The organism is Streptomyces sp. NPDC046915 (genome assembly GCF_040644935.1).
Taxonomy (GTDB): Bacteria; Actinomycetota; Actinomycetes; order Streptomycetales; family Streptomycetaceae; genus Streptomyces.
The window spans coordinates 83,502-108,875 of sequence record NZ_JBEYXB010000018.1; the positions used below are offsets into that span (position 1 = coordinate 83,502).

At 69.6% G+C, this 25,374-nt stretch carries 24 protein-coding genes; 12 read left to right on the forward strand and 12 right to left on the reverse strand.

The genetic code is table 11. The features are described from left to right. Positions 1–92 precede the first annotated feature (92 nt). The 3 genes from ABZ915_RS36195 to ABZ915_RS36205 all read left to right on the forward strand — a co-directional run bounded on the left by ABZ915_RS36195 (position 93) and on the right by ABZ915_RS36205 (position 2,497). Complete coding sequence (locus ABZ915_RS36195; protein WP_361812269.1) at positions 93–749, forward strand: hypothetical protein; 657 nt, start codon at positions 93–95, stop codon at positions 747–749. Positions 750–907: 158 nt separating this feature from the next. Beyond that, entirely contained in the window at positions 908–1,783 is an 876-nt protein-coding gene (locus ABZ915_RS36200; protein ID WP_361812514.1) for a hypothetical protein, read from the forward strand. 243 nt (positions 1,784–2,026) lie between these two features. Continuing rightward, entirely contained in the window at positions 2,027–2,497 is a 471-nt protein-coding gene (locus ABZ915_RS36205) for a hypothetical protein (RefSeq protein ID WP_361812272.1), read from the forward strand. A gap of 99 nt (positions 2,498–2,596) precedes the next feature. On the opposite strand, the gene ABZ915_RS36210 is transcribed toward ABZ915_RS36205, so the two are convergent. The 5 genes from ABZ915_RS36210 to ABZ915_RS36230 form a co-directional block, all read right to left on the reverse strand. Beyond that, positions 2,597–2,941, reverse strand: a complete 345-nt coding sequence (locus ABZ915_RS36210) for a hypothetical protein (protein WP_361812275.1) — start codon at positions 2,939–2,941, stop codon at positions 2,597–2,599. 230 nt (positions 2,942–3,171) lie between these two features. Then, positions 3,172–3,840: a hypothetical protein gene (locus ABZ915_RS36215; protein ID WP_361812278.1), complete on the reverse strand. Its 669-nt coding sequence runs from the start codon at positions 3,838–3,840 to the stop codon at positions 3,172–3,174. Next, positions 3,830–4,414: a hypothetical protein gene (locus tag ABZ915_RS36220; protein ID WP_361812281.1), complete on the reverse strand. Its 585-nt coding sequence runs from the start codon at positions 4,412–4,414 to the stop codon at positions 3,830–3,832. Before ABZ915_RS36220 ends, ABZ915_RS36215 begins: the two co-directional genes overlap by 11 nt. A gap of 32 nt (positions 4,415–4,446) precedes the next feature. Continuing rightward, positions 4,447–5,697, reverse strand: a complete 1,251-nt coding sequence (locus ABZ915_RS36225) for a putative T7SS-secreted protein (RefSeq protein ID WP_361812283.1) — start codon at positions 5,695–5,697, stop codon at positions 4,447–4,449. Continuing rightward, a complete protein-coding gene (locus ABZ915_RS36230) occupies positions 5,694–6,005 on the reverse strand; it encodes a hypothetical protein (RefSeq protein ID WP_361812286.1) in 312 nt (103 codons plus the stop codon). The genes ABZ915_RS36225 and ABZ915_RS36230 overlap by 4 nt, the downstream gene beginning before the upstream one ends. Positions 6,006–6,149: 144 nt before the next feature. Between ABZ915_RS36230 and ABZ915_RS36235 the strand changes: the two genes are divergently transcribed. Continuing rightward, positions 6,150–6,830, forward strand: a complete 681-nt coding sequence (locus ABZ915_RS36235) for a hypothetical protein (protein ID WP_361812288.1) — start codon at positions 6,150–6,152, stop codon at positions 6,828–6,830. A gap of 87 nt (positions 6,831–6,917) precedes the next feature. Here ABZ915_RS36235 and ABZ915_RS36240 read toward each other — a convergent pair whose 3' ends face one another. Then, a complete protein-coding gene (locus tag ABZ915_RS36240) occupies positions 6,918–7,220 on the reverse strand; it encodes a WXG100 family type VII secretion target (protein WP_361812291.1) in 303 nt (100 codons plus the stop codon). Between the two features lie 191 nt (positions 7,221–7,411). Between ABZ915_RS36240 and ABZ915_RS36245 the strand changes: the two genes are divergently transcribed. After that, positions 7,412–11,992 (forward strand): FtsK/SpoIIIE domain-containing protein, encoded by a 4,581-nt coding sequence (locus tag ABZ915_RS36245; RefSeq protein ID WP_361812294.1) that lies wholly within the window; start codon positions 7,412–7,414, stop codon positions 11,990–11,992. Next, the gene (locus tag ABZ915_RS36250; RefSeq protein WP_361812297.1) at positions 11,989–12,579 is read left to right on the forward strand and encodes a hypothetical protein; all 591 of its coding nucleotides are present in this window, start codon (positions 11,989–11,991) and stop codon (positions 12,577–12,579) included. Before ABZ915_RS36245 ends, ABZ915_RS36250 begins: the two co-directional genes overlap by 4 nt. Here ABZ915_RS36250 and ABZ915_RS36255 read toward each other — a convergent pair. Together ABZ915_RS36255 and ABZ915_RS36260 are read right to left on the reverse strand one after the other, a co-directional pair. Next, positions 12,572–14,272, reverse strand: coding sequence for a protein kinase (locus ABZ915_RS36255; protein WP_361812300.1), 1,701 nt, complete (start codon positions 14,270–14,272; stop codon positions 12,572–12,574). The genes ABZ915_RS36250 and ABZ915_RS36255 overlap by 8 nt on opposite strands. Positions 14,273–14,368: 96 nt before the next feature. Then, entirely contained in the window at positions 14,369–15,217 is an 849-nt protein-coding gene (locus ABZ915_RS36260; protein ID WP_361812303.1) for a menaquinone biosynthesis protein, read from the reverse strand. A 288-nt stretch (positions 15,218–15,505) separates the two neighbouring features. Here ABZ915_RS36260 and ABZ915_RS36265 point away from each other — a divergent pair, with 288 nt between their 5' ends. Then, positions 15,506–15,709, forward strand: coding sequence for a cold-shock protein (locus ABZ915_RS36265; protein WP_003992177.1), 204 nt, complete (start codon positions 15,506–15,508; stop codon positions 15,707–15,709). A gap of 125 nt (positions 15,710–15,834) precedes the next feature. Here the strand turns inward: ABZ915_RS36265 and ABZ915_RS36270 are convergent, their stop codons facing one another. Beyond that, positions 15,835–16,401, reverse strand: a complete 567-nt coding sequence (locus tag ABZ915_RS36270) for an XRE family transcriptional regulator (RefSeq protein ID WP_361812306.1) — start codon at positions 16,399–16,401, stop codon at positions 15,835–15,837. Between the two features lie 116 nt (positions 16,402–16,517). Between ABZ915_RS36270 and ABZ915_RS36275 the strand changes: the two genes are divergently transcribed. From ABZ915_RS36275 to ABZ915_RS36290, 4 genes are all read left to right on the forward strand, one after another. After that, positions 16,518–17,204: an AzlC family ABC transporter permease gene (locus ABZ915_RS36275; protein WP_361812309.1), complete on the forward strand. Its 687-nt coding sequence runs from the start codon at positions 16,518–16,520 to the stop codon at positions 17,202–17,204. Further along, on the forward strand, positions 17,201–17,515 hold the full coding sequence (locus ABZ915_RS36280; protein ID WP_361812312.1) for an AzlD domain-containing protein: 315 nt from the start codon (positions 17,201–17,203) through the stop codon (positions 17,513–17,515). Before ABZ915_RS36275 ends, ABZ915_RS36280 begins: the two co-directional genes overlap by 4 nt. Positions 17,516–17,638: 123 nt before the next feature. Next, complete coding sequence (locus ABZ915_RS36285) at positions 17,639–18,298, forward strand: methyltransferase domain-containing protein (RefSeq protein WP_361812315.1); 660 nt, start codon at positions 17,639–17,641, stop codon at positions 18,296–18,298. Between the two features lie 177 nt (positions 18,299–18,475). Next, positions 18,476–19,369, forward strand: coding sequence for a LysR family transcriptional regulator (locus ABZ915_RS36290; protein ID WP_361812318.1), 894 nt, complete (start codon positions 18,476–18,478; stop codon positions 19,367–19,369). Positions 19,370–19,444: 75 nt separating this feature from the next. On the opposite strand, the gene ABZ915_RS36295 is transcribed toward ABZ915_RS36290, so the two are convergent. From ABZ915_RS36295 to ABZ915_RS36305, 3 genes are all read right to left on the reverse strand, one after another. Continuing rightward, positions 19,445–20,650 carry a cytochrome P450 gene (locus ABZ915_RS36295; RefSeq protein ID WP_361812321.1) on the reverse strand — a complete coding sequence of 402 codons (1,206 nt, stop codon included), beginning with the start codon at positions 20,648–20,650 and terminating at the stop codon, positions 19,445–19,447. Further along, the gene (locus ABZ915_RS36300; protein ID WP_361812324.1) at positions 20,650–21,657 is read right to left on the reverse strand and encodes a DUF1259 domain-containing protein; all 1,008 of its coding nucleotides are present in this window, start codon (positions 21,655–21,657) and stop codon (positions 20,650–20,652) included. The genes ABZ915_RS36295 and ABZ915_RS36300 overlap by 1 nt, the downstream gene beginning before the upstream one ends. A 126-nt stretch (positions 21,658–21,783) precedes the next feature. Continuing rightward, on the reverse strand, positions 21,784–23,697 hold the full coding sequence (locus tag ABZ915_RS36305) for an AMP-binding protein (protein WP_361812516.1): 1,914 nt from the start codon (positions 23,695–23,697) through the stop codon (positions 21,784–21,786). Positions 23,698–24,051: 354 nt separating this feature from the next. Here ABZ915_RS36305 and ABZ915_RS36310 point away from each other — a divergent pair, with 354 nt between their 5' ends. Next, positions 24,052–25,371, forward strand: a complete 1,320-nt coding sequence (locus ABZ915_RS36310; RefSeq protein ID WP_361812327.1) for a 3-oxoacyl-ACP reductase — start codon at positions 24,052–24,054, stop codon at positions 25,369–25,371. The last annotated feature ends 3 nt before the right edge of the window (positions 25,372–25,374 follow it).

Genomic DNA, 25,374 nt, shown 5'->3' on the forward strand with positions numbered 1-25,374 from the left:
CGGGAAGGCCCGCGGTCCAGCCTGGCGAACCATGAATCCCACCGATAACGTCTTTTCCCACAACTGCGTCTACGTCTCACGGGGAGCCCACTGTGAAGCGCCGATCTTTGCCCGTTGCTGTTGCGCTCGCCGCGACGGCGGCCGTCCTACTGACCGCGTGCGGTGGCAACGACGACAGCTCGAAGGGCAACGACAAGATCGCCGGGACCGACACGGGCGGCAAGAAGACGTCGGCCGCACCGAGCGCGAGCCCCTCCGGCTCGGCAACACGCCCGAAGGTCACGCTGCCCGGCGACGTCTCGAACACCTTCGAGAGCTGGAAGACCGGCGACGCCACGAAGGATGCCGTACTGGCCGACGCCTCGCAGCGCATCAACGCGCTGGACTACGCCATCACGCAGGGCAATGCCGACGAGCCGGTGCTGGGTTTCTACTACAAGGGGGACGCTCTGGTGGGCGCCGCCCAGTGGGTCAAGGGGTTCGCGGACGCCAAGAAGTCCATGACGGGCGCGACCCGCTACTTCGATCCCAAGGTCGACGTCTACGCCAAGGGCAAGGCGACACTCACATACTGCTCGTTCGAGGGCAAGGCGTACCTCAAGGACCGGAAGACCGGAAAGGCCGAGATCACCCCGGTCACCAGCAAGTCGTACCTGCTCTACACGACCCGCCTGGAGCAAAGCGCCAAGGGCGTGTGGCAGACCGCCGTGCTGCACTCGGTGAGGGGTAACTCCGCGTGCACATCGTGACCTCGTGTCGCCGCCGGCTGATCGCGGTCGGCATCGCCGTCAGTTGTGCCTTCCTGACCTCGCCCGCGTACGCCGACGTCGACCCGGGTGGCGGCAACGAGGGGGGCGACACCAAGCAGGAGGGCACGCGAAGCGGCCACACACTCGAATCCCGAATCATGTTCAGCGGCACGGCCAAGGGGAGCGGCAAGACCGCGGGATCCCTCGCCCCCGTCGGGAACTGGACGCCGCCTGCCTGTTGGTACGAGCCGTACTCCGCCGACGAGTTCGCGAAGTCCACCGAGGAGGGCTACGACCTCGTCGCCAACAATCCCGACCAGCCCGACTACGCCAAGAACGCCGTCGCTCAGTTCCGCAACCACTACAAGGACGGCAAGTACAAGAACTACAACAAGGACAAGTCGGGCGAGGGTAGTTGGTGGGTCGCCACCCGAGATCCCGACCGGTGGCTGACCGAAGAGGCACAGAAGTGCGACAAGCAGCCCTTCTGGGTCGAGAACGGCAAGCCCCCGAACGTGCAGAACGCCGTCACGCCGCAAGTGCTCGCCGAACTGGCGTACAACCGGGTCAAGGTGCCGGACACCGAGATCAGCCTGGCGCCCGCCAACGCCACCAAGGTCAACCTCGCCACCTGGGCGTGGCTCGACAAGGCCGAGTTCAAACCCGTCTCCGTCACCGCCCGGCTCGACGCGGCCGGCGTCAACATCCAGGCGACCACCACCGCCAAGCCTGTCTCACTGAAGCTCGAACCGGGCACGGCGGACGCCGAGACGTACCCGGCCTCCGGCAACTGCACCATCAACGCCGACGGCTCCATCGGCGAGCCCTACGCCAAGGGCAAGGCCGACCAGACCCCGCCCTGCGGCATCAAGTACCTGCGCTCATCCGGACACGGCACGTACAAGCTGAAGGCCACCGTCACCTGGCAGATCAGCTGGACGGAATCCGGCGGTGCCGGTGGCGAGCTTCCTGACGGGACCTTCGGGGCGGCGCAGGACGTCACCGTGCAGGAAGTGCAGGCGGTCAACAGGTAAGACGGCATCACCCCCATCAACACCGCTGCCCGCGCTGCGTCCATGTCTCACGGAGAGCTCACTGTGAAGCGTCGCCCTTTGCCCGTTGCTGTCGCCCTTGCCGCAACCGCATGCCTCCTGCTGACGGCGTGCGGCGGGGCTGACGAGCCCAAGGACAACGACAAGACCGCTCATGCGGATGAGCAAGACGCCACGGTCTCCGCTTCACCGAGGCCGTCGGGAGGCGACGCCAACCCTCCCGATATGAAATTGCCGAGTGATGTCACGGAGACCTTCGAAGGCTGGAAAACCGGTGACTCCACGAAGGACGCGATCCTGACGGCCGCCGGAAAATCCCAGACCGCCGTGACGTACGCGGTCACGCAGGGCGACCCCAAGTCCCCGGCCCTGTCCTTCTACCAGGCCGACACGGCTCTCGCAGGCAGCCAGGACTGGGTCAAGTCGATCGTCGAAGCAGGCCTTACGTACTCGGGATCGGTCCGCTACTACGCGGCCAAGATCAGCGTGTACGCCGACGAGTCCGCCGGTGTCTCGTACTGCGCAGACGAGAGCAAGGCGTTCAACAAGAACCGGAAGACCAAGAAGGTCGACAAGATGCCAGCGACGTCCGACTCCTACGTGCTGTACAGCACGCGGCTGGAGCCGAACGACAAGGGCGTACGGCAGACCACGAAGCTGCAGTCAGAACGGGGGAACAGGGCCTGTACGCCATAGCCGCCGGAGTCCTTGCGCTGTTGCCCGGGCGACATAGGACGTCACCGTGCAGGAAGACGGATAAGGCGGCATGAGCCCGCTCTCACCAGGACGACGGGGTCATACCACCCATCGCAGCGAACCCGCAATGGCATCGCACAACCGCTCCATGGGGCCGGACATACCGGTGAGCGGTGCAGAGAAGGAGAGCGTCAAGTAACCGGCCGCGCCGGGCATGAGGGCGTGGACGTTCAACGTGGTGGCCCCATGGACGCGCACGGCTTGGCCCGCTGGCAGATCCACCACCGACACCTGCCGCCGTGCAGGGCCATCAGGCTCTCGCATGTCGAGCCACGCCGCATACCTCTCCAGGTCAGCGGGTGTCTCGTCCAGCGGTACCAAGGACACGAGGAGCGAGGCGGGCAGGCCGCCATCCTGCGACGTCATCAGGAGGTAGAACTCCATGGCGCCGCGTGCCCGCCCCGCTTCCGCGGTGTTCCGGAGCGCGACCCATACGTTCCGTGTGAGCTCCCCTGAAACATGTCGTCCTTCCGCTTGGCGGTCCACGAAGTTTTTGAGCTGAGCACGCCAGCGATCTCGCATGAGGTCGACACGGAACCACTCCCGCGGAACCAGCAGCCTGTAGTCCCTCGGGGCGTTCACGGGTGACGAAAGGCCGCCTTCTGGTGACGCCATCATCCGGGCATCACCAAGGGACCTCCTTGGGGGTCGAAGAAGCGAACGCTCTTCACAACGCCGGCGAACATCGCTGAGAAGACATCCCACCCTTCAATCGTCGGTGTTCCCATCTCCAGCAGCAGCACGGTCCCGTTGTCCAGCGGAATCTGAACCTGTACGAAAGAAGTCCAGAATGACTCGGCCTGCCCAGTCTGCGTCAGGCTACCGTCAACGCTTGCAGACCGATTGCCGACACACGTCACCGCCGGGCCGCAGGGCAGTTGCACTTCACCGATCTGTCCGAGCTCCAGGTGCCGCAACGTGGACGCGATGAAGCCCGCCGGATTCCTGCCTGCCCGCTCGTCCAGATCCATAAGGCTGACGTTCACCGTGGCCGTGCAGCGAACGCCGTCGACCTCCGCCGTGACGAAGCCGGCGTACTGCACGCCCGCCTCTATGAACTCGTCGTAGTGTGCAGCGCACATGGCAGCCCATTGCCGCTGGACTTCCTCATCAGCACCAGGCAACGCCCGCTTGCCCAACTCAACCAATTCCTGCGCGAGTTCATCCAAGTCGTCCGCCTCGAAAGGCAACTCAAGGAAACCCTCTGGCATGATCCAGCGGACCTCGATGCCGCCGCTTCCCGTAAGACCGTGGCGGGTTTCGCCGACGGTGTCAGTGGTCATCGGAGCCTTCACTCTCAGTCTGTTCGCGGTCATCCACTTCGGGACGGAAGTTCGCGGCGAAGGGGTAGGGACCGTAGTGCGGGTAGTGAGCCGGGACATCCGCTCCTCCCCGGCGAGCGATGTGTGCGATCTCCCGGTACTTTCGTGCCCGGGCCCGTAGGTTCTGCTGGACCGGATCACCCCAGTGCGACATCGCACTGAGCACGAAGAAGAACAGTTGCGTTCCCACCACGGCCGCGACAGCCGCCAGGTAGACAGCGCGGGCCGCGGCAGTCTCCCAGTACTGGGCCACGCCACCCCAGTAGATCACGGCCGCGAAGCCCACGAGCGCGAGTGGCAGTCCATGTACCAACCCCGCCTTGAACATGTCCTCTTCGTCAATGTGACGCCGCCGCAGCAGTGCGAGCACCGCCCGATCGTCCAGGAAGTCGAATCGAAACTCGCGTTCGGCCTCCTCTGCGGCCTGCTTGGCCTCGGGCACCGCAGCGATCACCGATCCGCCGACCAAGGTAACGACATCACCGCCCCGGCGGCCGATGAACTCCCATTCGCCGAAATCGCTATTTTCCCTCATGGCGTCTACCCTCCTTGGACAGGCTTCACGGCCTAATGCGCCAGTGCCGCGTTGAACGCCTTCGGCGAGACACTCGGGGCGGGCCCGGGCGAGGGCGACGGCGTCTGAGTGGGCGTGCTGGTCTTGGCCGGCTCCTGGTAGCCGGTCTTCTCGCCGTTCTCACCGCTGAGCATCCTGTGCAGAGCACTGGCGAAGCCGAATCCCTTGACTACACCGGTGATCTTCCTGCCGTCGATAAGGTCCGCGCGAGCCGTCCTGCCGAGAACCTTGTTGACTAGCGAGACGCTGACTCCGTTCAGGAAGTTGTGCCCAATACCGTCGATCGCCGCCAAGCCCTTGAAGGATCCAAAAGTGCTCAGCTTTCCGAATGCCCTGAGTTTCGCCAGCCCCTTGAGACCGGTGAGAGCTCGGAACCCCTTCAACGCGCCCAGACCAGGCAGCACACCCAGCGCATCGGCGCCCAGCTTCAGCCAGCTGACCTTCCCACCACGCACCGACATGTCGTACGCATGGCCCGCAAGTGCCGCGGCACTGGTCATCACGGCAAGAGCCGCAAAAATGGGAGCGAGGAACTGGAGCGGCGGAACGAAGGCGCAGATCACCGCGAGTACGGACAGAACGGCCGAGATGTTCGACAGCGCGTCCGCCCAATCCGCAAGGAAATTCATGAAGCCGCCCGGATCCCGCACCGCATCGTGGTGCACGATGTTCTTGATGCGACGAGCGGCTTTGTCCCCCGCATCGTCGTAAATCTCCCTGGCGTCCTTCACCGCCTTGCGCGCCTCACCGATGCGGTGCAGAGCTTCGGCTTTCTTCTTGACCCAGCGGTCGTATTCGTCTTTTTCCGCCGCCGGAATGTTGTGCGTAGGGTATTTATCGTCATACTTCTGCACCTCACGGTCCGCGACGTCATGGTCACTCTTCGCGTCGCGATAGTCGCTCAGCGCCTTGTCCGCCTTGCGCTGCGCACGGCGCATTTCGCTGGCAAACTGATCCGAGCTACCCTCGCACACTTCCTCGCCGATGGCCTTGGCCGCCTCGTCGTAGCGCTCAAAGGACTTCTTCAGCTTGTCCGCCGTACCACCAGCCAGGTCATGGAAGCCTTTCCCGGCGTCACTGTCCCAGCCCTCCACGGACGCGAGCGCCTCGATAACACGGGACTGCTCGTCGATCATTTCAGCCATCTTGCGCAACTTACGGCCCAATTCGGCTACGTCCTCAGGGTCACCCGGCGTCGGGTCGTCGTGCCACAGAGGCGGCCAGTCGGCATCCGTCCTGCTCACTTCTTGCCCGCACCCTTCGCCTTGGCGTCCCGAATGGCCTTGGCCAACTTCTGGTCGACCTCGTCGTACGACTTGGCGGCAGTCGAAGTGAACTCGGCCAGCTTCTCGAGTTCTTTCATCAGCTTCTTCCGGGTCTTCTTCCAGGTGTCCCCGAATTCCAAGAAGGCGTCTTTCAGACCGCCATGACCAACAGCCTGTCCATACTCATCCGCAGGATTACCGTGTCGCTCGAACTCGCGGTGAATCTTGTTCAGATCGCGTGAACATTGCTTGATGGCGGCAAGATCCGCCTTGATATGGTCCCCCATGAGTACTACCTCTCTGTGGTTGTTCTCCGTGTAATCCGTCGAACACAGGCGCGCCAGCCGAGGCCATCACTCCTCATGGCGCCCAGCGCCGGATACGCTCGGCACACCGGTCCTGTTTCCGCGTCGGCGAAGGAGACTCTTGACGTGACATCCAGGGGCAAGCATCGTGAGACGACCCAACGGCTCGACGTCCCCGTCGAAGCGGGTGAGTGGTGCACGATCGGCAAGATCCCGCAGCCGCCCGCGGATGTCCTCCAGGCCGCCGGTAACCCCCGGCTCCGCCCCGGGAGGCTGCGCCCGCTCGGCATGGCCGGGGCGGTTCTTGCCGTGCCCTTCATGCCTCTCCTCATGTTGCTGACCCTTCTGTCCAACGCGGAGGGAGCGATCAAGCGGTCCCTTGCCACCAAGGACGAGAAGGAGCGGTTGCGGGGAAAGGACGACGACGACAGACGCCGGGACGCCATCATCGCCGAACAAGGCCTCGACCGGGTCTTCGACGGGAACTGGCACGGCGACGCCGGTCAGTTCCTGCTGCGTTGGTACAGCCATTCCACTCACCACCAGCGGCTGGTCCTCGCGACCCAGGACGGGATCGTCCTGGCGGCACCGCCGCAACGCGTCACCGTGGGACGCGAGAAGCACATGCAGATCGTCGCCCGCCTTCCCGCCGCGGAGGCGACCCTCGTCGACCCGTTCTCCGGTGAGTTCGAGACGAGGATGGTGCTGATCCGCTTCCGTGACGGATCCTGGCTGCGCGTCGAGACCGAAGAACCCCGCAGTGATCTCCACACGTACCTGCTCCGGCAGCCCCTGCCGGACAGCTGAGACCCCGACCGGCCGGGTGGTGCCGCCCGGTGCGTTCAGCATTCGCCGGCGCACCGGGCAGGCACCTCACCCTTGCTCAGCGGCAGCTCACTTGCTGCGAGCCGACTTCGCCAGCTCGTCGTCGATCTGCTCGAACTTGTCGGCCGCGTTGGTCAGGTAGTCGCCCATGCCGTCGAGGCCGTCGACCGTGTCCTTGGCGCCGCGGACGAACTCGTCGAAGTTCTCGTCGAAGGCCTTCGAGGAGCTCTTGGTGACGTAGCCCGACTCGACCAGGTTGGCGATGTACTTGCGGAGGGCGTCGAGCTTCTCGTGGAGCTTTTCCTTCTCCTTCACGACATGCTTGGCCGCATCCCGCATGTCCTGATATGTGACGTCAAGGTCCTTGGCCATGAAGCCGCTCCTCTTCAACACGCCGCAGGGCCAACCCCCGTGGCTCCCTGTCACTCTTGTGACAGCAGCTTACGGGGGTGGTCCGAGGTGTCACATCCCCGATCCGGTAACGGGGTTCGTTGCCTTCGGGAAGAGCGGATATCGTCACTGGCGTCACTGAAGACGGCCACTGCGGCCTGGGGAGGACAAGCGTGCGCCTGACTCTGACCGTCGTCGATCCGTTCGGCGGAGGTTCGGCCGATGTCGTGCTCGACGCCGACCCCGAGTCCACCGTTGGGGACATCGCCCAGGAGCTCGCCAAGCAGGTGGGCCAGGGGGGTGCTCAGATCATTCCCATCGGGCAGAGCCTCCCGGCCGCCATGCGCGGCACTGGTCCGCAGGTGTACGTGGACGGGTACGCGGTCGATCCCGCCGCCACCGTCGTCGGGTCGCCGTTGCGCGAGGGCGCGGTTGTCAGTCTCCAGGACCCTGCCGGGTGTCTGCCCGGGGAGCCCACCGGGCTGGTCGAGTTGCGGGTGGCCGGCGGGCCCGCCGCCGGGTTCGTGCACCGGCTGGGTGTCGGGCGGTACGACATCGGCAGCGGGGCGGCCGCGTACGTGCGGATCGACGATCCCGAAGTCGACGCGCGCGCACTGACGTTGTCAGTTGCAACCGATGGCACCTGCCGCGTCGCCGTCCATCAGGAGAACCAGGACAAGGACACCGCCAAGGAGTCCGTCACCCTCGACGGGCAGGCCATCGACGGGGACTCCTGGCCCCTCGGCGGGCAGATAGCCCTCGGCAACACCCTGCTGGAGCTGGCCCGTTACACCCCGCCCAACGCCGCCCTGAAGTGGTCCGACGACGGGGTCGGGCTCGACTACAACCGGCCGCCCCGGCTGCGTCCGCCCGAGCGGCAGACCAAGTTCCGGCTGCCGACGCCGCCGCGGGAGTACGAGGCCCGGCCGCTGCCCTGGCTGATGGCGCTGACGCCGCTCGTCGGGTCGGTCGTGTCCGTGCTCATCTTCCACCGCTGGTACTACCTGATCATGGCGGGGCTCAGCCCCATCATGCTCTTCGCCAACTACTTCATGGACAAGAAGCACGGGCGCAAGTCCCATGCGAAGCAGGTCAAGGAGTACAAGGAGCAGAAGGAGCGGATCGAGAAGGACGCGCAGGACGCCCTCACCGCCGAGCGGCTGGACCGGCGGGGCGCCGTGCCCGATCCGGCTTCCGTGCTCTCCCTCGGGACCGGGCCGCGTACCCGGCTGTGGGAGCGTCGGCGCACCGACCGCGACCATCTCCTCGTCCGCTTCGGCACCGGGCGGCTGCCTTCGGAGGTCGTGCTCGACGACCCCGAGCAGGACGACCACCGCCGGCAGGTCACCTGGTACATCGAGGACGCCCCCGTCGCCCTCTCGCTGCGCTCCCTCGGCGTCATCGGCATGGCGGGCCCGGGTGACTCCGCGCGGGCGCTCGGGCGGTGGACCGTCGCCCAGACCGCGGCGCTGCACAGCCCCATGGACGTGCAGTTCTACGTCCTCAGCGAGAACTCCGCCCAGGACAGCTGGGACTGGGTGCGATGGCTGCCGCACGCCAAGCCGGGCGGCGGTCAGGACACGAACGTCCTCATCGGGACCGACGCCGAGACCGCCGGCGCGCGTATCGGCGAGCTGACGCAGATCCTCGACGCCCGGAAGAAGGCCGCCGAGAACAATCGCGGTCAGGGCACCTCGTTCAGTGAGCCGGACATCGTCGTCGTGTGGGACGGGTCGCGGCGGCTGCGGTCCCTGCCGGGCGTGGTGCGGCTGCTGCGGGAGGGGCCCGCCGTGTCCATGTACGCCATCTGCCTCGACGCCGAGGAACGGTTCCTGCCGGGCGAGTGCCAGGCGTTCGTGGTCGCCGAGCCCAAGGCGCGGGAGTACGACTCCGCCGCGCAGCAGGCCGTACCACAGCAGGCCGCCGGTGGGTTCCCCTCGTTCCACCAGGCCTGGCAGACGGCCGACCCGCAGGCCGAACAGGTGGAGCAGGCGCAGGAGTTGCGGCTGCGTGTCGAGGAGGCGGGGGCGGAGCGGCTGAAGGACGTACGGCCGGACTTCGTGTCGCCCGCCTGGTGCCTGCGGCTGGCCCGCGCGCTGTCGCCGCTGCGGGACATCAGCGGCGAGACCGAGGACTCCGCGCTGCCGGGTGCCAGCCGGCTGCTGGACGTGCTGCAACTGGAACCGCCGACCGGCGATGCCATCGTCGCGCGCTGGCGGATGGGCGGGCAGTCGACGCTCGCGGTCGTCGGTGAGTCGTACGACGGTTCCTTCGGCATCGACATGCGGCGGGACGGCCCGCACGGTCTGATCGCCGGTACGACCGGTTCCGGTAAGTCGGAGCTGCTCCAGACCATCGTGGCGTCGCTGGCCGTGGCCAACACACCGGAGAACATGACGTTCGTCCTCGTCGACTACAAGGGCGGTTCGGCGTTCAAGGACTGTGTGAAGCTGCCGCACACGGTCGGCATGGTCACCGACCTCGACGCCCACCTCGTGGAGCGGGCGCTGGAGTCGCTGGGCGCGGAGCTGAAGCGGCGCGAGCACATCCTGGCCGCCGCCGACGCCAAGGACATCGAGGACTACCAGGATCTCGTGCGGAGGGATCCGTCGCATGCCTCCGTGCCTCGACTCCTCATCGTCATCGACGAGTTCGCGTCCATGGTGCGCGACCTGCCCGACTTCGTGACCGGGCTCGTCAACATCGCCCAGCGAGGCCGTTCGCTCGGTATCCATCTGCTGCTGGCCACCCAGCGGCCGAGCGGTGTCGTCTCGCCGGAGATCCGGGCCAACACCAACCTCCGTATCGCGCTGCGCGTGACGGACGGCGGCGAGTCGTCGGACGTCATCGACTCGCCGGAGGCCGGCCACATCTCCAAGAACACGCCGGGCCGGGCGTACGTCCGCCTCGGGCACGCCTCCCTCGTCCCCTTCCAGTCGGGCCGTGTCGGTGGCCGTCGCCCCGGCGCGGCGGACCCGGCGGCCCTCGCGCCCTGGGTGGGTGAGCTGACCTGGGAGGACCTGGGCCGGGCCGCCCTCGCCAAGCCGAAGGCCGAGTCGCGGGAGGACGAGGAGATCACCGACCTGAAGGTGCTGGTGGACGCGGTCCGCGACGCCAACCGGACGCTCGGCATCCCCGCCCAGCACAGCCCCTGGCTGCCCGCCCTGTCCGAGACGCTGCTGCTCGACGAGATCGAGACGCCGGCGACCGCCGCGGCCCTGGCCCCGGGCAAGCTGCCGCCCGCCCCGTACGGCGTGGAGGACCTGCCCGCCGACCAGGCCCGCCGCCCGGTCGTGGTCGACTTCTCCACCTTCGGCCACCTCATGATCGGCGGTGCGCCCCGCAGCGGCCGTTCCCAGGTGCTGCGGACCATCGCGGGCTCCCTCGCCCGCACCCACTCCTGCGCCGACGTCCACCTGTACGGCATCGACTGCGGCAACGGCGCGCTCAACGCCCTCACCCGGCTGCCGCACTGCGGCGCGGTCGTCAGCCGCAACCAGACCGAGCGGGTGATCCGCCTGGTCAACCGGCTCAAGGGCGAACTCTCCCGGCGCCAGGACCTGTTGGCGGAGAAGGGCTACGCCGACATCGGCGAGCAGCGGGCCGCGGCGGCCGAGGACCAGCGGCTGCCGCACATCGTCGTGCTCCTCGACCGGTGGGAGGGCTGGATGCCCACGCTCGGCGAGATCGACCACGGGTCGCTGACGGACGAGCTGACCACGATGATGCGGGAGGGCGCGAGCGTCGGCATCCACCTGGTCCTCACCGGTGACCGCACCCTCCTCGTCGGCCGTGTCGCGACGCTCACGGAGGACAAGTACGGCCTCCGCCTCGCCGACCGCAGCGACTTCTCGACGCTCGGCATCCCGGCCCGCAAGGTCCCGGAGGAGATCCCGCCGGGCCGTGCCTTCCGCAACGAGTCCGGTACGGAGACGCAGTTCGCGCTGCTGACCGAGGACACGACCGGCCAGGGGCAGGCGGCGGCGATCTCCGCGATCGGCGAGGCGGCGACGGTCCGGGACGCGTCCGTGCCGCGCTCCCGGCGCCCCTTCCGCGTCGACAGCCTGCCCAGCCGGATCTCCTTCACGGACGCCTGGGAGATGCGCGACCCGGAGGCCTCCCGGTCCCGGCTTTGGGCGCTGGTGGGAATCGGCGGCGACGAGATCGTGGGCTTCGGCCCGGACCTGGCCGAGGGCGTGCCGACGTTCGTCATCGCGGGCCCGGCCAAGTCCGGCCGCTCGACGGTCCTGATGAACTTCGCGCAGTCCTTCCTCGCGCAGGGCATACGCCTGGTCGTCGCGGCCCCGCGCCAGTCCCCGCTCCGCCAACTCGACGGCACCGAAGGCGTACTGAAGGTGTTCACCGGCGACGACATCGACGAGGACGACTTCGAGGAGGTGATCGACTCGGCGTCCCTGGAGGAGCCCATCGTGGTGCTCGTCGACGACGGCGAGATCCTCGAGGACTGCGACGCCGAGAGCCATATGAAGAAGATCGTCTCGCGCGGCGCCGAACGCGGCCTCGCCCTCGTCATCGCCGGTGACGAGGAGGACGTGTGCAGCGGCTTCTCCGGCTGGCAGGTCGACGCCAAGAAGGGCCGCCGCGGCATCCTGCTCTCCCCGCAGGACACCTCCAGCGGCGACCTCGTCGGCGTACGGCTGAGCCGGAGCCTGGTCGGCGGGCAGGTGGCGCCCGGCAAGGGCATGCTGCACCTCGGCGACGGGGAGTTGCGGACGGTGGTCGTCCCGGGATGAGCGGCGGGTCGGCCCGGCCGAAGCGGGGGAAGGCGGCGCCGGCCGCGTTGCGGTACGAGCACGGGAGGCGGTCCGCGGTACCGGCGAAGAAGCGGGACTGGCGTGGCTGCGGTTTCGTCCTGCTGATGGTGCTGGGCGTACTGGCGTTCATCGTGCCGATGGCCGCGGCCGACCACAGCTGGGGCGATCGGGTGTGGGGCGAGGTGGCGCCCGGGTGGCCGGGCGGTGCCTACGTCTTCGCCCTCATGGTCGGTGCCGTGGTACCGCTCGCCCTCGCCGCCGTCATCGCGCCGCTCAGCCGGATGAAGTGGAAGGTGAGCAGGGTCCGTTCGCTGCTCTGGGCCGCCGCCGCGCTGCCCGGGTTCGCCGTCTGCTGGCTGCTGTCCTTCGTGATCCTGGGGACCAGCCGGCCCAAGCACCGGCGGAACTGGGACAGCGAGTGCTACAGCACGGGCCACGCCTGCTGGGTGCACGAACAGTATCCGTGGATCTGGGCGGTAGGCCTGCTCGCCACCCTCGCGATGGCCGCGCTGTTGATCGCCGCCCTCGTCAGGTTCACCGACCGCGAGTCCCGGCCCGCTACTTGACCTTCGACATCCGCGAGACCGGATTGCCCTCCGCCGAACTGTCCGAGGTGTACTTCAGGTCGTCGCCGACCGGCGTCAACTCCACCTGGTGGGCGGCGGGGTTGCAGCCGTCGTGGTTGCCCTTGGCGCCCACCGAGGTGGCGAGGATCCGCGTCTTCGTCACCTTCTTCAGGGTCAGTACGTCGGTGCACACGCCGCCGAGCTGGTCGGTCTGCGTGAGCCGGCCCAACTCCCGCCCCACGCCCGCCTCGTGGACCGTGAGCCGGAAGGTGCCGACCGGCAGGTTGCCGCCGAGGGCCGTGGCCTGGCCCTCCCAGGTTCCCTGGTAGCGGGCCGGGACGATGCTGACAGGAGTGTCGGCGGCGCTGGACTCGCCGCCCTCGATGACGCTGGAGGTCGCGCTGGGCACCTTGCCCACGGAGCTGGAGGCGGCAGTCGGCGCCGGTGAGTAGGCGCTGCCCCCGGCCGTGTCGTCGTCACCGCCGCCGATCATCGGCCGCACCAGGAACCCCAGCCCCACGGTCACCCCCGCGAGCGCCCCCGCGACGGCCAGCGCGACCGTGCAGCTCACCCGGCGCCCGCGGCCTCCCTCGCCCGGGGTGGAGGTGGCCGCCATGGTGACGGACACCTTGCCCGGCCGCTGTTCCAAGGGCGCCGGAGGCGCGTCCCGGGGCTCGGGCATGACGACCGGCTCAGGCTCAGGCATCACCGGCGCCGGCCCGAACTCCCCTACCGCAGCCGCAGCCCCGCCCACAGAAGGGCTGCTGAACCCCACCGGCCCGGACGGCACCGCCTCCGCCGCCTCCAGGTTCAGCAGTTGTACGGCCCCGCGGCTGACCTGTTCGACCAGCGGGCCAGGCAGCCAGCCGCCGGCGACCAGCCGGGCCGCCCCGTCGGGAGCCAGCCGCTGGGCCACTTCGCCGGGTGTGGGCCGGCGGCCGGGTTCCTTGGCCAGGCAGGCCCCGGCCACCTCTCGCAACTCTCCGCCGAGCGCGCCGAGTTCCGGCTCCTCGTGGACGACCTTGTACAGCAGCGCGGCCGAGGAGTCCCCCGGGAAGGGCGGTTCGCCGGTCGCCGCGTACGCCAGGACCGCGCCGAGGGAGAAGACGTCCGCCGCGCCGGTGACGCCCTTGCCGACGATCTGCTCGGGCGACATGTAGCCGGGCGAGCCGACGGAGACGCCGGAGGAGGTCAGGGACGCGGTGCCGTCGGTGGCGCGGGCGATGCCGAAGTCGATCAGCAGGGGGCCGTCGAGGGTGAGCAGGACGTTGGACGGCTTGACGTCCCGGTGCACCAGGCCCAGTTCGTGGACGGCCGCCAGCGCCTCGGCGAGGCCGGCGCCCAGGGCTCGTACGGAGGGCGCGGGCAGCGGACCGTCGGCCTCCACCGCCGCGGCGAGGGTCGGCCCGGCCACGTAGGCCGTGGCGACCCACGGCACGGGAGCGTCGGGATCGGCGTCCAGAACGGGTGCCGTCCAGGCGCCGCCGACCCGCCGGGCGGCCGCGATCTCGCGCCGGAACCGCGCGCGGAACTCCTCGTCCAGCGCGAAGTGCGGGTGCACGATCTTGACCGCGACCGTACGGCCGCCCGCGCTGCGCCCCAGGTAGACCCGCCCCATGCCGCCCGCGCCGAGCCGGCCGAGCAGCCGGTAGGGCCCGATGACGGCAGGTTCGTCGGCCGCGAGCGGCTGCATGGCGTCCCCTCTCCCCCGTGCGCCCGGCTCCCCTGTGCGCCCGGCTCCCCCAGTACGCCTGTTTCCCCGTGCGCCGTGCTGCCAGCAGCGTAGTGATTACGGCTGGAGCAGTTCCACCTTCACGTCGGCCGGGAAGCCGGTCGTCGGCCCCACCCGCCGGGCGAACTCCGCGACCGCGTTCAGCTGCGGCCCGCCGAAGCTGAAGTCGAGGGTGGTGAAGTACTGCGCCAGGGTCCGCTCGTCGAAGTCCTCCCAGCGGGCCGCCTGCTCGGCGACCTTGGCGACCTCTTCCAGGGAGAGGTTGCGGGAGGCGAGGAAGGCCTCGTGGACCTGGCGGGTGATGTCCGGCTCGCGCTTGAGGTAGTCCCGCCGGGCGGCCCACACCGCGAAGACGAACGGCAGCCCGGTCCACTCCTTCCACAGCGCGCCGAGGTCGTGCACTTCGAGCCCGTAGCGCGGTCCGTCCAGCAGGTTGGCCCGCAGCGCCGCGTCCCCGATCAGTACGGCGGCATCGGCCTCCTGCATCATCAGGCTGAGGTCGGGCGGGCAGGTGTAGTAGTCGGGCCGGACGCCGTAGCGGTCGGCGAGCAGCAGCTGGGCGAGGCGGACGGAGGTGCGGGAGGTCGAGCCGAGGGCGACCCGGGCGCCGTCCAGCTGGTCGAGGGGGACCTGGGAGACGATCACGCAGGACATCACCGGGCCGTCGCAGCCGACGGCGATGTCGGGGAAGGCGACCAGGTCGTCCGCGTTGCGCAGGAACTCCACGAGGGTGATGGGACCGATGTCGAGGTCACCCCGCACCAGCTGCTCGCTGAGCTTCTCGGGGGTGTCCTTGGTCAGCTCGAAGTCGAGGAGGGTGCCGGTTCTCGCGAGCCCCCAGTAGAGGGGCAGGCAGTTCAGGAACTGGATGTGACCGACGCGCGGCCGGGTGCGAGAATTGTCCACATCGCGAGACTAGACCCCGCGCGACACGGTGCCGCGCGCGGCCCCTCGGTCAACTCGCCCAACTGGTGGTCAAACTTCCGGGTGACGTGATCTTGACCTCTATTGCTTTGGGCAGCCCACGTGCTAGGCTCGCCGCAAGTTGCAGTTTGGTTTCCCTTGCAGTACAGAGCCTGCGGAGCATGTAACCGCGGGCTCTAGTCGTTTTCAGACGTATGCAGTTGTGCGGCACTTGCTTTCACGCTTGCAGGGTTCTGGAGCAGGGCAACCCTTTGGGCCCAAGGAGGGCTTATGGCTACCGGAACCGTGAAGTGGTTCAACGCCGAAAAGGGCTTTGGCTTCATCGCCCAGGAAGGCGGCGGTCCCGACGTCTTCGTTCACTACTCCGCGATCAACGCCAGCGGGTTCCGCTCCCTCGAGGAGAACCAGCAGGTGAGCTTCGACGTCACCCAGGGCCCGAAGGGCCCGCAGGCGGAGAACGTCACCCCCGTCTGATCACAGTCTGATTAGCGGCCCGATTAGCAGTACCCAAGGAGCCCCGCGCCATCCGGCGACGGGGCTCCTGCCTTTTCCGCAGGCGCCGCATTCGTTGTATTCGTTCGCGTTCGTTCATTTCCAGTTCACACATGCTGCATGATCAGTACGAACTTCGTTCCGTCCGCGAGCGCCTCGTACGCGTGCGGCACATCCCCTCGATAGGACATGTAGTCCCCCGGTCCCAGTTCGACGGCTTCCCCGTGCGGCCCCGCCTTCACGCGGCCCTCGCCGACCACGATGTGCTCGACGGTCCCCGGAATGTGCGGCTCGGAATCCCGTACGGTCCCGGGCTCCAGCCATACGTAGTAAATGTCCCGCCGGGCACCGGGCGGGCTGGCCGAAAGCAGTGTGGCCAGATAGCTGGACTGCTCGGAGTGCACGGTGGGCCCCTCCCCCGCCCGGATCACCTGAACGGCCGACACCGGCGGCTCCACCAGCGTGCTGAACGGCACCCCGAGGGCCACCGCCAGCGCCCAGATCGTCTCCATGCTCGGATTCCCGCCCGCCCCCTCCAGCTGCGACAGCGTGGACTTCGCGATCCCGGCCCGCTTGGCCAACTCCGAGAGCGACAGCCCCGCCCGCCCGCGTTCGCGTCGGAGCGAGGCGGCGATCCAGTCGAGGGGGAGGCGGGCGGGGACTGAGTCGGACATGGCGTTCGCTCCATCGGTATGACTGTTCGCCTTGACGAACGGGGTGACTGCTGTTCATTGTAGAGAACATGCGTTCGCCGTTCCGAACACCGACACCGACACCGACACCGACAGCCATGAACGGCACCCGAACCGCCCTGATCCGCGACAGCTCGCTCGTCTGGCTGGCCAGCGGCGTCGTCGGCGTCTCCTTCGGCGCGGTCTCCGTCGCCGGCGGTCTGCCGCTGTGGGTGCCGGTGGTGATGTCGCTCGTGGTGTACGCCGGGTCGGCCCAGTTCAGCGCGGTGGGCGTGCTGCTCGCCGGCGGCGGTCCGCTGGCCGCGGCGGCCACCGGCCTGCTCCTCAACACCCGTACGGCCGCCTTCAGTCTCGCGGTCGCGGAGATCATCGGCCGGGGCCGCCTGGCCCGCCTCGTCGGCGCCCACCTGGTGACCGACGAGACCGTGGCCTTCGCCCTCGCCCAGCGCGACCCGGAGCTGCGCCGGACGGCCTTCTGGATCTCCGGACTCGGCCTGTTCGTCACCTGGAACACCGGGGTCCTGGCAGGCGCGTTCGCCGGGAGCGCCCTCGGCGACACCGCCCGGTACGGCCTGGACGCCGCCTTCCCCGCCGTCCTGGTGGCCCTGGTCCTGCCCACCCTGCGCACGGACCGGGTGGTACGACGCTCCGCCCTGCTCGGCGCCGCCCTCGCCCTGGCGGTGACGCCCGCCGTCCCGGCCGGCGTGCCGGTACTGGTGGCCCTGTGCGGGCTGCTGCTGCACCGCCCCGCTCCGGCGGGTACTCGGCGGGAGGTGTCCCGGTGAACGCCACGGTGGCCACGATCCTGGCCCTCGCCGTGGGCACGTACGCCTTCCGGCTGGTGGGCCCCGTACTGCACGGGCGCGTGGAGATACCGGCGCGGGTACAGGAACTGGCCTCGGCCGGGGCGGTCGTCCTGCTGGTCGCCATGCTGGCGACGGGCGCGCTGACCGAGGGCGGGGGTTTCGCCGGGTGGGCGCGGCCGGTTGGGGTGCTGGTGGCGGGGGTGCTGGCGTGGCGGAGGGCGCCTTTTGTGGTGGTGGTGTTGGGAGCGGCTGTGGTGACTGGGGGGTTGCGGGTGGTGGGGGTGGGGTGAGACCCGGGGCGGTGAGTAGGTGAGTAGGTCGGTATCGGTGGAAGTCGGAGGTGGGCCGGAAAGCATCGGTCGGGGCCCGTCGGCGCCGGTGAGTGTCGGTGGGGGCCGCTAGGGTCCCCGGCCATGACCGACACCGACTTCCTGACCACCACCCAGACCTTCTACGACACGATCGTGGAGGACTACGCCGCCCACTTCCGCGACGTGCTGGCCGTGCGGCCGCTGGACCGGGCGGTGCTGACCGGTTTCGCCGAACTCGTCGGGAACGGCGGGCAGGTGGCCGACCTGGGGTGCGGGCCGGGACAGGTGACGGCGTTCCTGGACTCGCTGGGCCTGTCCGTCTTCGGGGTCGACCTCTCGACGGGCATGGTGGAACTGGCCCGGCGCGAGAACCCCGGTCTGCGCTTCTCGCAAGGCTCGATGCTGGACCTCGACCTGCCCGACGGCGGGCTGGCGGGGGTGGTCGCCTGGTACTCGGCGGTGATCCACACCCCTACCGACCGGCTCCCCGACCTCTTCGCCGAACTGGCCCGCGTACTGGCGCCCGGCGGCCACCTCCTGACGGCCTTCCAGGTGGGCGACGAGCCCCTCCATCTCGACCAGCCCTTCGGCCACCAGGTGTCCCTGGACTTCCACCGCCGACAGCCCGACCGCATCGCCGAGTTGCTGGAGGCGGCGGGGCTGGAGGTCCGGGCGCGGCTGCTACGCGAGTCGGACCCGGACGTCGGCGAGTCGACCCCACAGGCGTCCCTGATCGCCCGCAAGCCCCGGGCGGCGGGCTAGGTGGCTGAAGCCCCTCCCCCTCGCTCGGGGGCTGGGTGGGGTTTCGGGGGGGAGTGGTCGGCACCCGCTTTCCCGGGAGCGGGTTGCCGCCTGGGCCCTGGGGAAATCGTCGTACCGTCCAACCCTCCAGTCAATCCTGGGGATTTGGCGGCAGACCCAAGTGTTAGCTTGGGGGTCGTGACGCTCGACGATCTGCGCGTGTTCGTGGCCGTGTGCCGGGGTGGGAGTCTCAGCGCGGTGGCCCGGGAGCTGGGGTGTACGCAGTCGGCGGTGAGCCAGCACGTGAAGCGGCTGGAGCGGGAGACCGGCGTGGCCCTGCTGGAGCGGCAGCCCCGTGGGGTCGTGCCTACGCAGGCGGGGAGGGTGCTCGAAGCCGCCGCCGCGGAAGGGATCGCTGGACTCGATCTCGCCGTACGGGAGTTGCGGGACCTCGTCGACGGGCGCAGGGGGTATGTGCGGGTCGCCACCGGGGCCACCACCGTGCGGCACTTCATGTCCGACGCCGTCGTGCGGTTCCGGCAGCGGTATCCGCACGTCAACCTTGAGTTCCGTACGGTCAGTTCCGGCCGTGGCAGCTTCGACGCGCTCGCCGACGGCACGCTCGACCTCGCCTGGATCACCCTCGGCCCCTCCGTGCGCGGGATCGAGCAGCGGGCGGTGGTCGAGCTGCCCTGGGTACTGGCCGTACGGGCCGACGATCCGCTCGCCGGGCGGCCCCACCTCGACGCCGGCGAACTGCGTGACGTACGGCTGATCCGGCTGCCGCCCAACTCCGCTTCCGCCGCCCATCTCGACGCCGCCTGTGAAGAGTTGGGCGTGCGCCTCGCCTATGAGCCCAGCGTCGCCGACTGGGACACCGCCCTGCTGCTCGCCGAGCTGGGGGTCGGGCGGGCCGTCGTGCCCGCCGTACCCGGGCTGCCCGTGCCCGGGGAGGGGGAACTCCGGCTCGTTCCCCTTCCCGGGCTGCGGCCCCTTCCCGTCGGGTGGGCCGTACGTCGCTGGGACGCGCTCAGTCCGGCGGCGCGGGCCTTCGCCGGCACGGTCGTCGAGAGCCGAGGGCGGGCAGGCTGACACGAGTCCCTGGAGCCCCTCACCTGGCCCTCTCCCCCACCGCCTGGCTCGCCTTCCTCCCCCTCCCCCTCCCCCTCACCAAGTCACCGGCAGCTCCACAGGGAACCGGCGAATGGTCTTCCCGTCCCACTGGATCTTCTCCGGCGGCACCGCCAACCGCAGCCGGGGGAAGCGTTCCAGCAGACGGCCTACCGCCACTTCCAGCTCCGCCATGGCCAAGGGCACGCCGATGCAGCGGTGGCCGCCCCAGCCGAAGGTCATGTGGGGGGCCTGCGGGCGGCCGAGATCGATGGCGTGCGGGTCGGGGTAGCGGGCGGGGTCGCGGTTCGCGGTCAGGTAGGAGACGTGGACGAAGTCGCCGGCGCGGATCTCGGCGCCGTCCATCTCGACGTCCTCCAGGGCCACCCGGGGGATGCCGACGCCCTTGCGGAACGGGATGTACCGGAGCAGTTCGTGGATGACCTCCGGCAGCGTCTCCGGGTGCCGCTTGAGGTGGTCCATCAGTTCGGGGCGGGTCAGCAGCAGGTACACGATGTTGCTGATCTGGCAGGTGGCGGTGTCCTGGCCGCTGAGGACCAGGGTCAGGGTCATGACGGCCATTTCCTGGTCGTCGAGCTGGTCCTCGCCGTCCCGGGCGGCGATCATCCCGCTGATGATGTCGTTGCCGGGGGTGCGGCGGCGCTCCTCGACGAGGGTCAGGAAGTAGGCCGTCAGGTCGGTCTTGACCTGGGCGGCCGCCTCCTTGTTGTCCCGGCCGGTGACGAGGAGCTTGAGGACGAGTTCGCGCATCCGGGGCCATTCGTCCTGGGGGATGCCGAGCAGGTCGAGGATGGTGTGCTGGGGGAACGGGTCCGAGAGGTGGCGTACCAGGTCCGTGGGCGGGCCTTCCTCCGCCATGCCTTCGAGCAGTGAGTCGGCCAGTTGGACGATGCGTTCACGCATGCCGTCCACGCGGTCCTGGGCGAAGGCCTGGGAGACCAGGCTGCGTACGCGGCTGCTCTGCGGCGGGTCCATGACGTTGACGGACTCGGGGGACACGATGGGTTCCGGGGTCATCCGGGGATAGTCGTGGCCCATGATCTGCGCGCGGCTGAAGCGGCGGTCGACGGTGACCTGCTGGACCGAGTGGAAGTCGGTGACCAGCCAGGCGTCGGCCTCGCCGTACGGGAGGCGGATGCGGGTCAGGGACTCGCGTTCCATGAGGGCGGCGAGTTCGGGGTCGAACTCCAGGGCGCGGCTGTAGTCGAAGGGGCAGGTGCGGGGCTCTTCGTCGGTGGTCATCAGCCGGTCACCCCTGCCATGGGTACGACGTCGGTGGCGTCCACGGCGGGGCGCAGCGCCTTGGCGAGCTGGACGGCGTCGCCGACGGCCCAGTAGTGGACGAAGAAGAGGCGGGGCTCGTCGGTGAGGTTGTGGTGGTGGAGCTCGACGAGGTCGATGCCGGCGCGGCGGAGGGCGACGAGGGAGTCCTGGACCTCTCGGGCGACCATGACGAAGTCGCCGCTGATCGCGACCCGGCCGCCGCCGATGGGCTGGTAGTTGACGGAGGTGGTGGAGCCCAGGCCCGGGGGGAGGATCAGATGGCCGTCGGTGATCTTCTCCTTGCGGACGAAGGTGCTCTTGTAGACGTTTCCGTCGCGTGCGCCCGCCACGCCGATCGCGGCGTCGACGGCGGCGGTGTCCATGTCGAGGGGCGGCAGGGAGGTGGCGGTGGCCGCCTCCGGCCGTGGGGTGCCGGTGCGGTCGAACGCGGTGCGCAGGCCGTGGGCGACGGACACCGGGTCCTGGCCGTGGGCGTGCACGTGCACCCACCAGATGTCGGGCCGCTGTGCGAGCAGGTGCTTGTGGATCGCGGTCGTCATGATGCCGTGCTGCTGGAGGACGTCGATGAACGGCTGGAGTTCCGGCTCGGTGAGCACCACGTCGCCCATGAGCAGCGTGCTGCCGTCGGAGTAGCGGACGAAGGACACGTGGGTGCCGAGGGCGAGGGAGGCGTCGATCCTGACGCCGCGTGAGTACACCTTCAGGTCCCGGCGTGGGAGACCGGTGTGGTACATGAACCGCTTCATGTCGCCGGGGCCGCCCAGGGCCTGGCCGACGTCCGTCCAGTCGGACAGCTGGGTCAGCACGGGCTCGACGAGCGTGCGGGCTCCCGTGGTGCGGGCTGCCGCGTGCGCGATTCCGGCCATCGACGCGGGAAGTACGGGGGCGAACGCGGCGGTGGCCAGGATGCGGCGCCGGGACGGGATGAACGGGACTTCGGGGTGCTTCTGCCTGTCGTCAGTCATGTCATATGCCTCCTGGCGCGATGGAAACACGGCAGGAGGCGGGGACCCGTGATCCGCACCCGCTGGTGGGCCAGGTGGGCTAAGCGGGATGGGGCGGTCGGGTGAGCCCTGCGGGGAGCGGCCGTCTCAGCTGTACAGCTCCTCCACCTGTGTGGCGAAGTCCCGCATGATCGCCTCGCGGCGGAGCTTCATCGAGGGGGTGAGGTGGCCGGCCTCCTCGGTGAAGTCGACGGGGAGGACGGCGAACCGCCGGATGGACTCCGGGCGGGAGACCAGCTTGTTGGCCTCGTCCACGGCCCGTTGCAGGATGGCGGAGAGTTCCGCGTCGCCGATGAGGAGTTCGGGCGGCACGGGGTGCTTGCCGTTCATCTGGCGCCAGTGGGTGATGCCGTCGGGGTCGAGGGTGAAGAGGGCGCCGACGTAGGGGCGGCCGTCGCCGACCAGCATGCACTGGGAGATCAGGGGGTGGGCGCGGATCCAGTTCTCCATCGGGGCGGGGGCGACTGACTTGCCGCCGGCCGTGATGAGGAGTTCCTTCTTGCGGCCGGTGATGGTGAGGTAGCCCTCGTCGTCCAGTTCGCCTATGTCACCGGTGGCCAGCCAGCCGTCCCGGGTGGCGGGGACGACTCCGCCGGCCTGGGGGTCCCAGTAGCCGCGGAGCACGTGGTCGCCGGAGATCAGGATCTCGCCGTCGGCGGCGATGCGGACCCTGGTGCCGGGCAGGGGCCAGCCGACGGTGCCGAGGCGGGGTTTGAGGGGTGGGGTGACCGTGGAGGCCGCGGTGGTCTCGGTGAGGCCGTAGCCCTCGAAGATCTCGATGCCGGCGCCGGCGTAGAACGCGGCGAGGCGGCGGCCGAGCGGGGAGCCGCCGCAGATCGCGTACCGCACTCTGCCGCCCATGGCGTTGCGGATACGGCGGTAGACCAGGGGGTCGTAGAGGGTGCGGCCGGCCTTCAGGGAGCGGCTGGGGCCGCCGCCGGTGCCGGTCTGGCGGGCTTCGAGGGCCTCGCCGTAGCGGATGGCGGTGGCGGCCGCGCGGTCGAAGGTGGAGAGGCGTCCGCCCGCCTCCGCCTTGGCGCGGGCGGAGTTGAAGACCTTCTCCAGCATGTAGGGGATGGTCAGGAGGCAGGTCGGGCGGAAGGCGGCCAGGTCGGGGAGCAGGTCCTCCGCCTTCAGGCTGGGGGCGTGCCCGAGCCGTACCCGGGCCCGGACGCAGGCGATGGCGACCATCCGGCCGAAGACGTGGGACATCGGCAGGAACAGCAGCACCGACGCCTCCTCGTCGGACTTCGCCTTGAAGACCGGGTGGAGGAGTTCGATGGCGTTGTCGACCTCGGCGAAGAAGTTGCCGTGCGAGAGGGCGCAGCCCTTGGGGCGGCCGGTGGTGCCGGAGGTGTAGATGAGGGTGGCGAGCGTGTCGGGGACGAGCATGCCCCGGCGTACGGCGACCTCCGCGTCCGGGTACGGGGCGCCGACCTCGCCCAGGCGCTCCACGTGGTCCTTCTCCATCACCCACACGTGGCGCAGGTCGGGGAGGCGTTCGAGTTCGGGGCCGACGGCGGCGGCCTGCCCGGTGGTCTCGGTGACGAGGGCGACGGCGCCGGAGTCCTGGAGGATCCAGCGGGTCTGGAAGACCGAGGAGGTGGGATAGACGGGGACGGTGACCAGTCCGGCCGCCCAGGCGGCGAAGTCCAGCAGGGTCCACTCGTACGTCGTGCGGGCCATGACGGCGATCCGGTCGCCGGGCATGAGGCCCTCGGCGATCAGGCCCTTCGCCACCGCCAGTACCTGGTCGGCGAACTGGTTGGCCGTCACGTCCTGCCAGTCGCCGTCGGAGGTCCTGCGGCTGAGGACGACGGCGCCGGGGTCCGCCTCCGCGTTGTCGAACGGCAGGTCCGCCAGGGATCCGTGGGTGACCGGCGGGGCGAACGGCGGGACGGACACCTCCCGTACCTCCCCGTTCAGGCGCCGCGTCTCGGGCTCGACGAGGATCGGTACGCCGTCGTAGTCGGTGGCGTGGACAGCGGCGCCGACGGATATCGGGGCGCCGACGGAGACGGGGGCGCCGTTCGGGTACGGGGTGGACACGGGCGGCTCCTCGGGCGTGCAGCGCGAAGTGCTTGCTGCAATTACGTACGTACCTCGCACACCGAGGCGTTCACCGGCGGCCTGCCGCAGAAAGGGGTTACCGACGGTTAGGCAGGTGATCGTACGAGGCTCCTGTGGTGGGTTTGTGGGGGTTCGGGGATGGTCCGGCGCCAGGCCTGTGCAGTCTCGGGGGTTACGTGACGGGCACTCACGTTCTCGACCTTTTCCTCACCATGAACCCTGACATAGGCTTACCATCGGTAACCTTACTCCAGAGTAAGCAATTGAGCCCCTGGGAGTCGTCAGATGGCCGACCGCTACCTGAGCTTCACCGGCACCGCGCCCGGCCGCTTCCTGACCCGCCGGCTCGGGCTGCCGCAGCCGGCGCCGCTGCGGCGCTGGTCGGAGCGGGAGAGCTCCCTGGACGGTCCGCTGCTCCACCTCACCGCCGGGAAGTCCGACCTGGACCTCGCTCCCGTCCTCGCTCGTACGGGGCTCACGGCGGGCACGGGCTCGGGCTCGGGCTCGGGGAAGCCCGCCGCCGTCGTCCTCGACGCCACCGGCGTGCGGGACGTCGAGACGCTGGGCGAGGTGCACGGGGCGCTGCACCCTGTCGTGCGGTCGCTCGCCGCGAGCGGCCGGGTGGTGGTGCTGGGCGCCCCGCTCGACCCCGCCGACCACCACCAGGCCGCCGCCCAGCAGGCCCTGGAGGGCTTCACCCGCTCGCTGGGCAAGGAGATCGGGCGGGGCAGGACCGTCAACCTGGTCCGGCTCACCGACGCGGTGGCCGCCGAGTCCACCCTGCGCTTCCTGCTCTCCCCCAAGTCCGCCTACGTCAGCGGCCAGGTCATCGGCACCGGCGAGGCACGGATCACCGCCCCCGACGACTGGGAGCGGCCCCTCGCCGGGCGCACCGCTCTGGTCACCGGCGCCGCACGCGGGATCGGGGAGGCGGTCGCCGGGACGCTGGCGCGGGACGGCGCCCGGGTCGTCGTCATGGACGTACCGGCGGCGGAGGCGCACGCCCTCCGGGTCGCCGAACGGCTCGGCGGCACCGCCCTCGCCCTCGACATCACCGCCGCCGACGCCGGTGCGCGGATCGCGGCGGCGCTGCCCGACGGGCTCGACGTGCTCGTCCACAACGCCGGGATCACCCGGGACCGGCGGCTGGTCAACATGCCCGCCGAGCGGTGGAGTTACGTGCTGGAGGTCAACCTCGCCAGTGTGCTGCGCACGACGGACGCGCTGCTCGCGCGCGGCACCCTGCGCCCCGGCGGGCGGATCGTGGCCACCGCGTCGATCGCGGGGCTGGCGGGGAACGCGGGGCAGACGAACTACGGGGCGAGCAAGGCGGGGGTCGCCGGGCTGGTGCGGTCCCTCGCGCCCCGGGCACTGGCCGAACACGGGGTCACCGTCAACGCGGTCGCCCCCGGATTCGTCGAGACCACGATGACCGCCTCGATCCCGCTGCTCATCCGGGAGGCCGGGCGGCGGATGAACTCCCTCGCCCAGGGCGGGCTGCCCGTCGACGTCGCCGAGACCATCGCCTGGCTCGCCCACCCGGCCTCCGGCGCGGTCAACGGGCAGGTCGTCCGGGTCTGCGGCCAGAGCCTGCTGGGGGCGTAGCGC

Coding starts and splice junctions, on each gene's coding strand:
- ABZ915_RS36230 (WP_361812286.1), bottom strand. CDS start 6,005: ATGGGGGACCATATCAAGGCGGATCTTGCCGCCATCAAGCAATGTTCA.
- ABZ915_RS36285 (WP_361812315.1), top strand. CDS start 17,639: ATGACCGACACCGACTTCCTGACCACCACCCAGACCTTCTACGACACG.
- ABZ915_RS36215 (WP_361812278.1), bottom strand. CDS start 3,840: ATGACCACTGACACCGTCGGCGAAACCCGCCACGGTCTTACGGGAAGC.
- ABZ915_RS36200 (WP_361812514.1), top strand. CDS start 908: ATGTTCAGCGGCACGGCCAAGGGGAGCGGCAAGACCGCGGGATCCCTC.
- ABZ915_RS36300 (WP_361812324.1), bottom strand. CDS start 21,657: ATGACTGACGACAGGCAGAAGCACCCCGAAGTCCCGTTCATCCCGTCC.
- ABZ915_RS36205 (WP_361812272.1), top strand. CDS start 2,027: ATGAAATTGCCGAGTGATGTCACGGAGACCTTCGAAGGCTGGAAAACC.
- ABZ915_RS36250 (WP_361812297.1), top strand. CDS start 11,989: ATGAGCGGCGGGTCGGCCCGGCCGAAGCGGGGGAAGGCGGCGCCGGCC.
- ABZ915_RS36265 (WP_003992177.1), top strand. CDS start 15,506: ATGGCTACCGGAACCGTGAAGTGGTTCAACGCCGAAAAGGGCTTTGGC.
- ABZ915_RS36210 (WP_361812275.1), bottom strand. CDS start 2,941: ATGGAGTTCTACCTCCTGATGACGTCGCAGGATGGCGGCCTGCCCGCC.
- ABZ915_RS36220 (WP_361812281.1), bottom strand. CDS start 4,414: ATGAGGGAAAATAGCGATTTCGGCGAATGGGAGTTCATCGGCCGCCGG.
- ABZ915_RS36295 (WP_361812321.1), bottom strand. CDS start 20,650: ATGACCACCGACGAAGAGCCCCGCACCTGCCCCTTCGACTACAGCCGC.
- ABZ915_RS36240 (WP_361812291.1), bottom strand. CDS start 7,220: ATGGCCAAGGACCTTGACGTCACATATCAGGACATGCGGGATGCGGCC.
- ABZ915_RS36275 (WP_361812309.1), top strand. CDS start 16,518: ATGAACGGCACCCGAACCGCCCTGATCCGCGACAGCTCGCTCGTCTGG.
- ABZ915_RS36255 (WP_361812300.1), bottom strand. CDS start 14,272: ATGCAGCCGCTCGCGGCCGACGAACCTGCCGTCATCGGGCCCTACCGG.
- ABZ915_RS36270 (WP_361812306.1), bottom strand. CDS start 16,401: ATGTCCGACTCAGTCCCCGCCCGCCTCCCCCTCGACTGGATCGCCGCC.
- ABZ915_RS36310 (WP_361812327.1), top strand. CDS start 24,052: ATGGCCGACCGCTACCTGAGCTTCACCGGCACCGCGCCCGGCCGCTTC.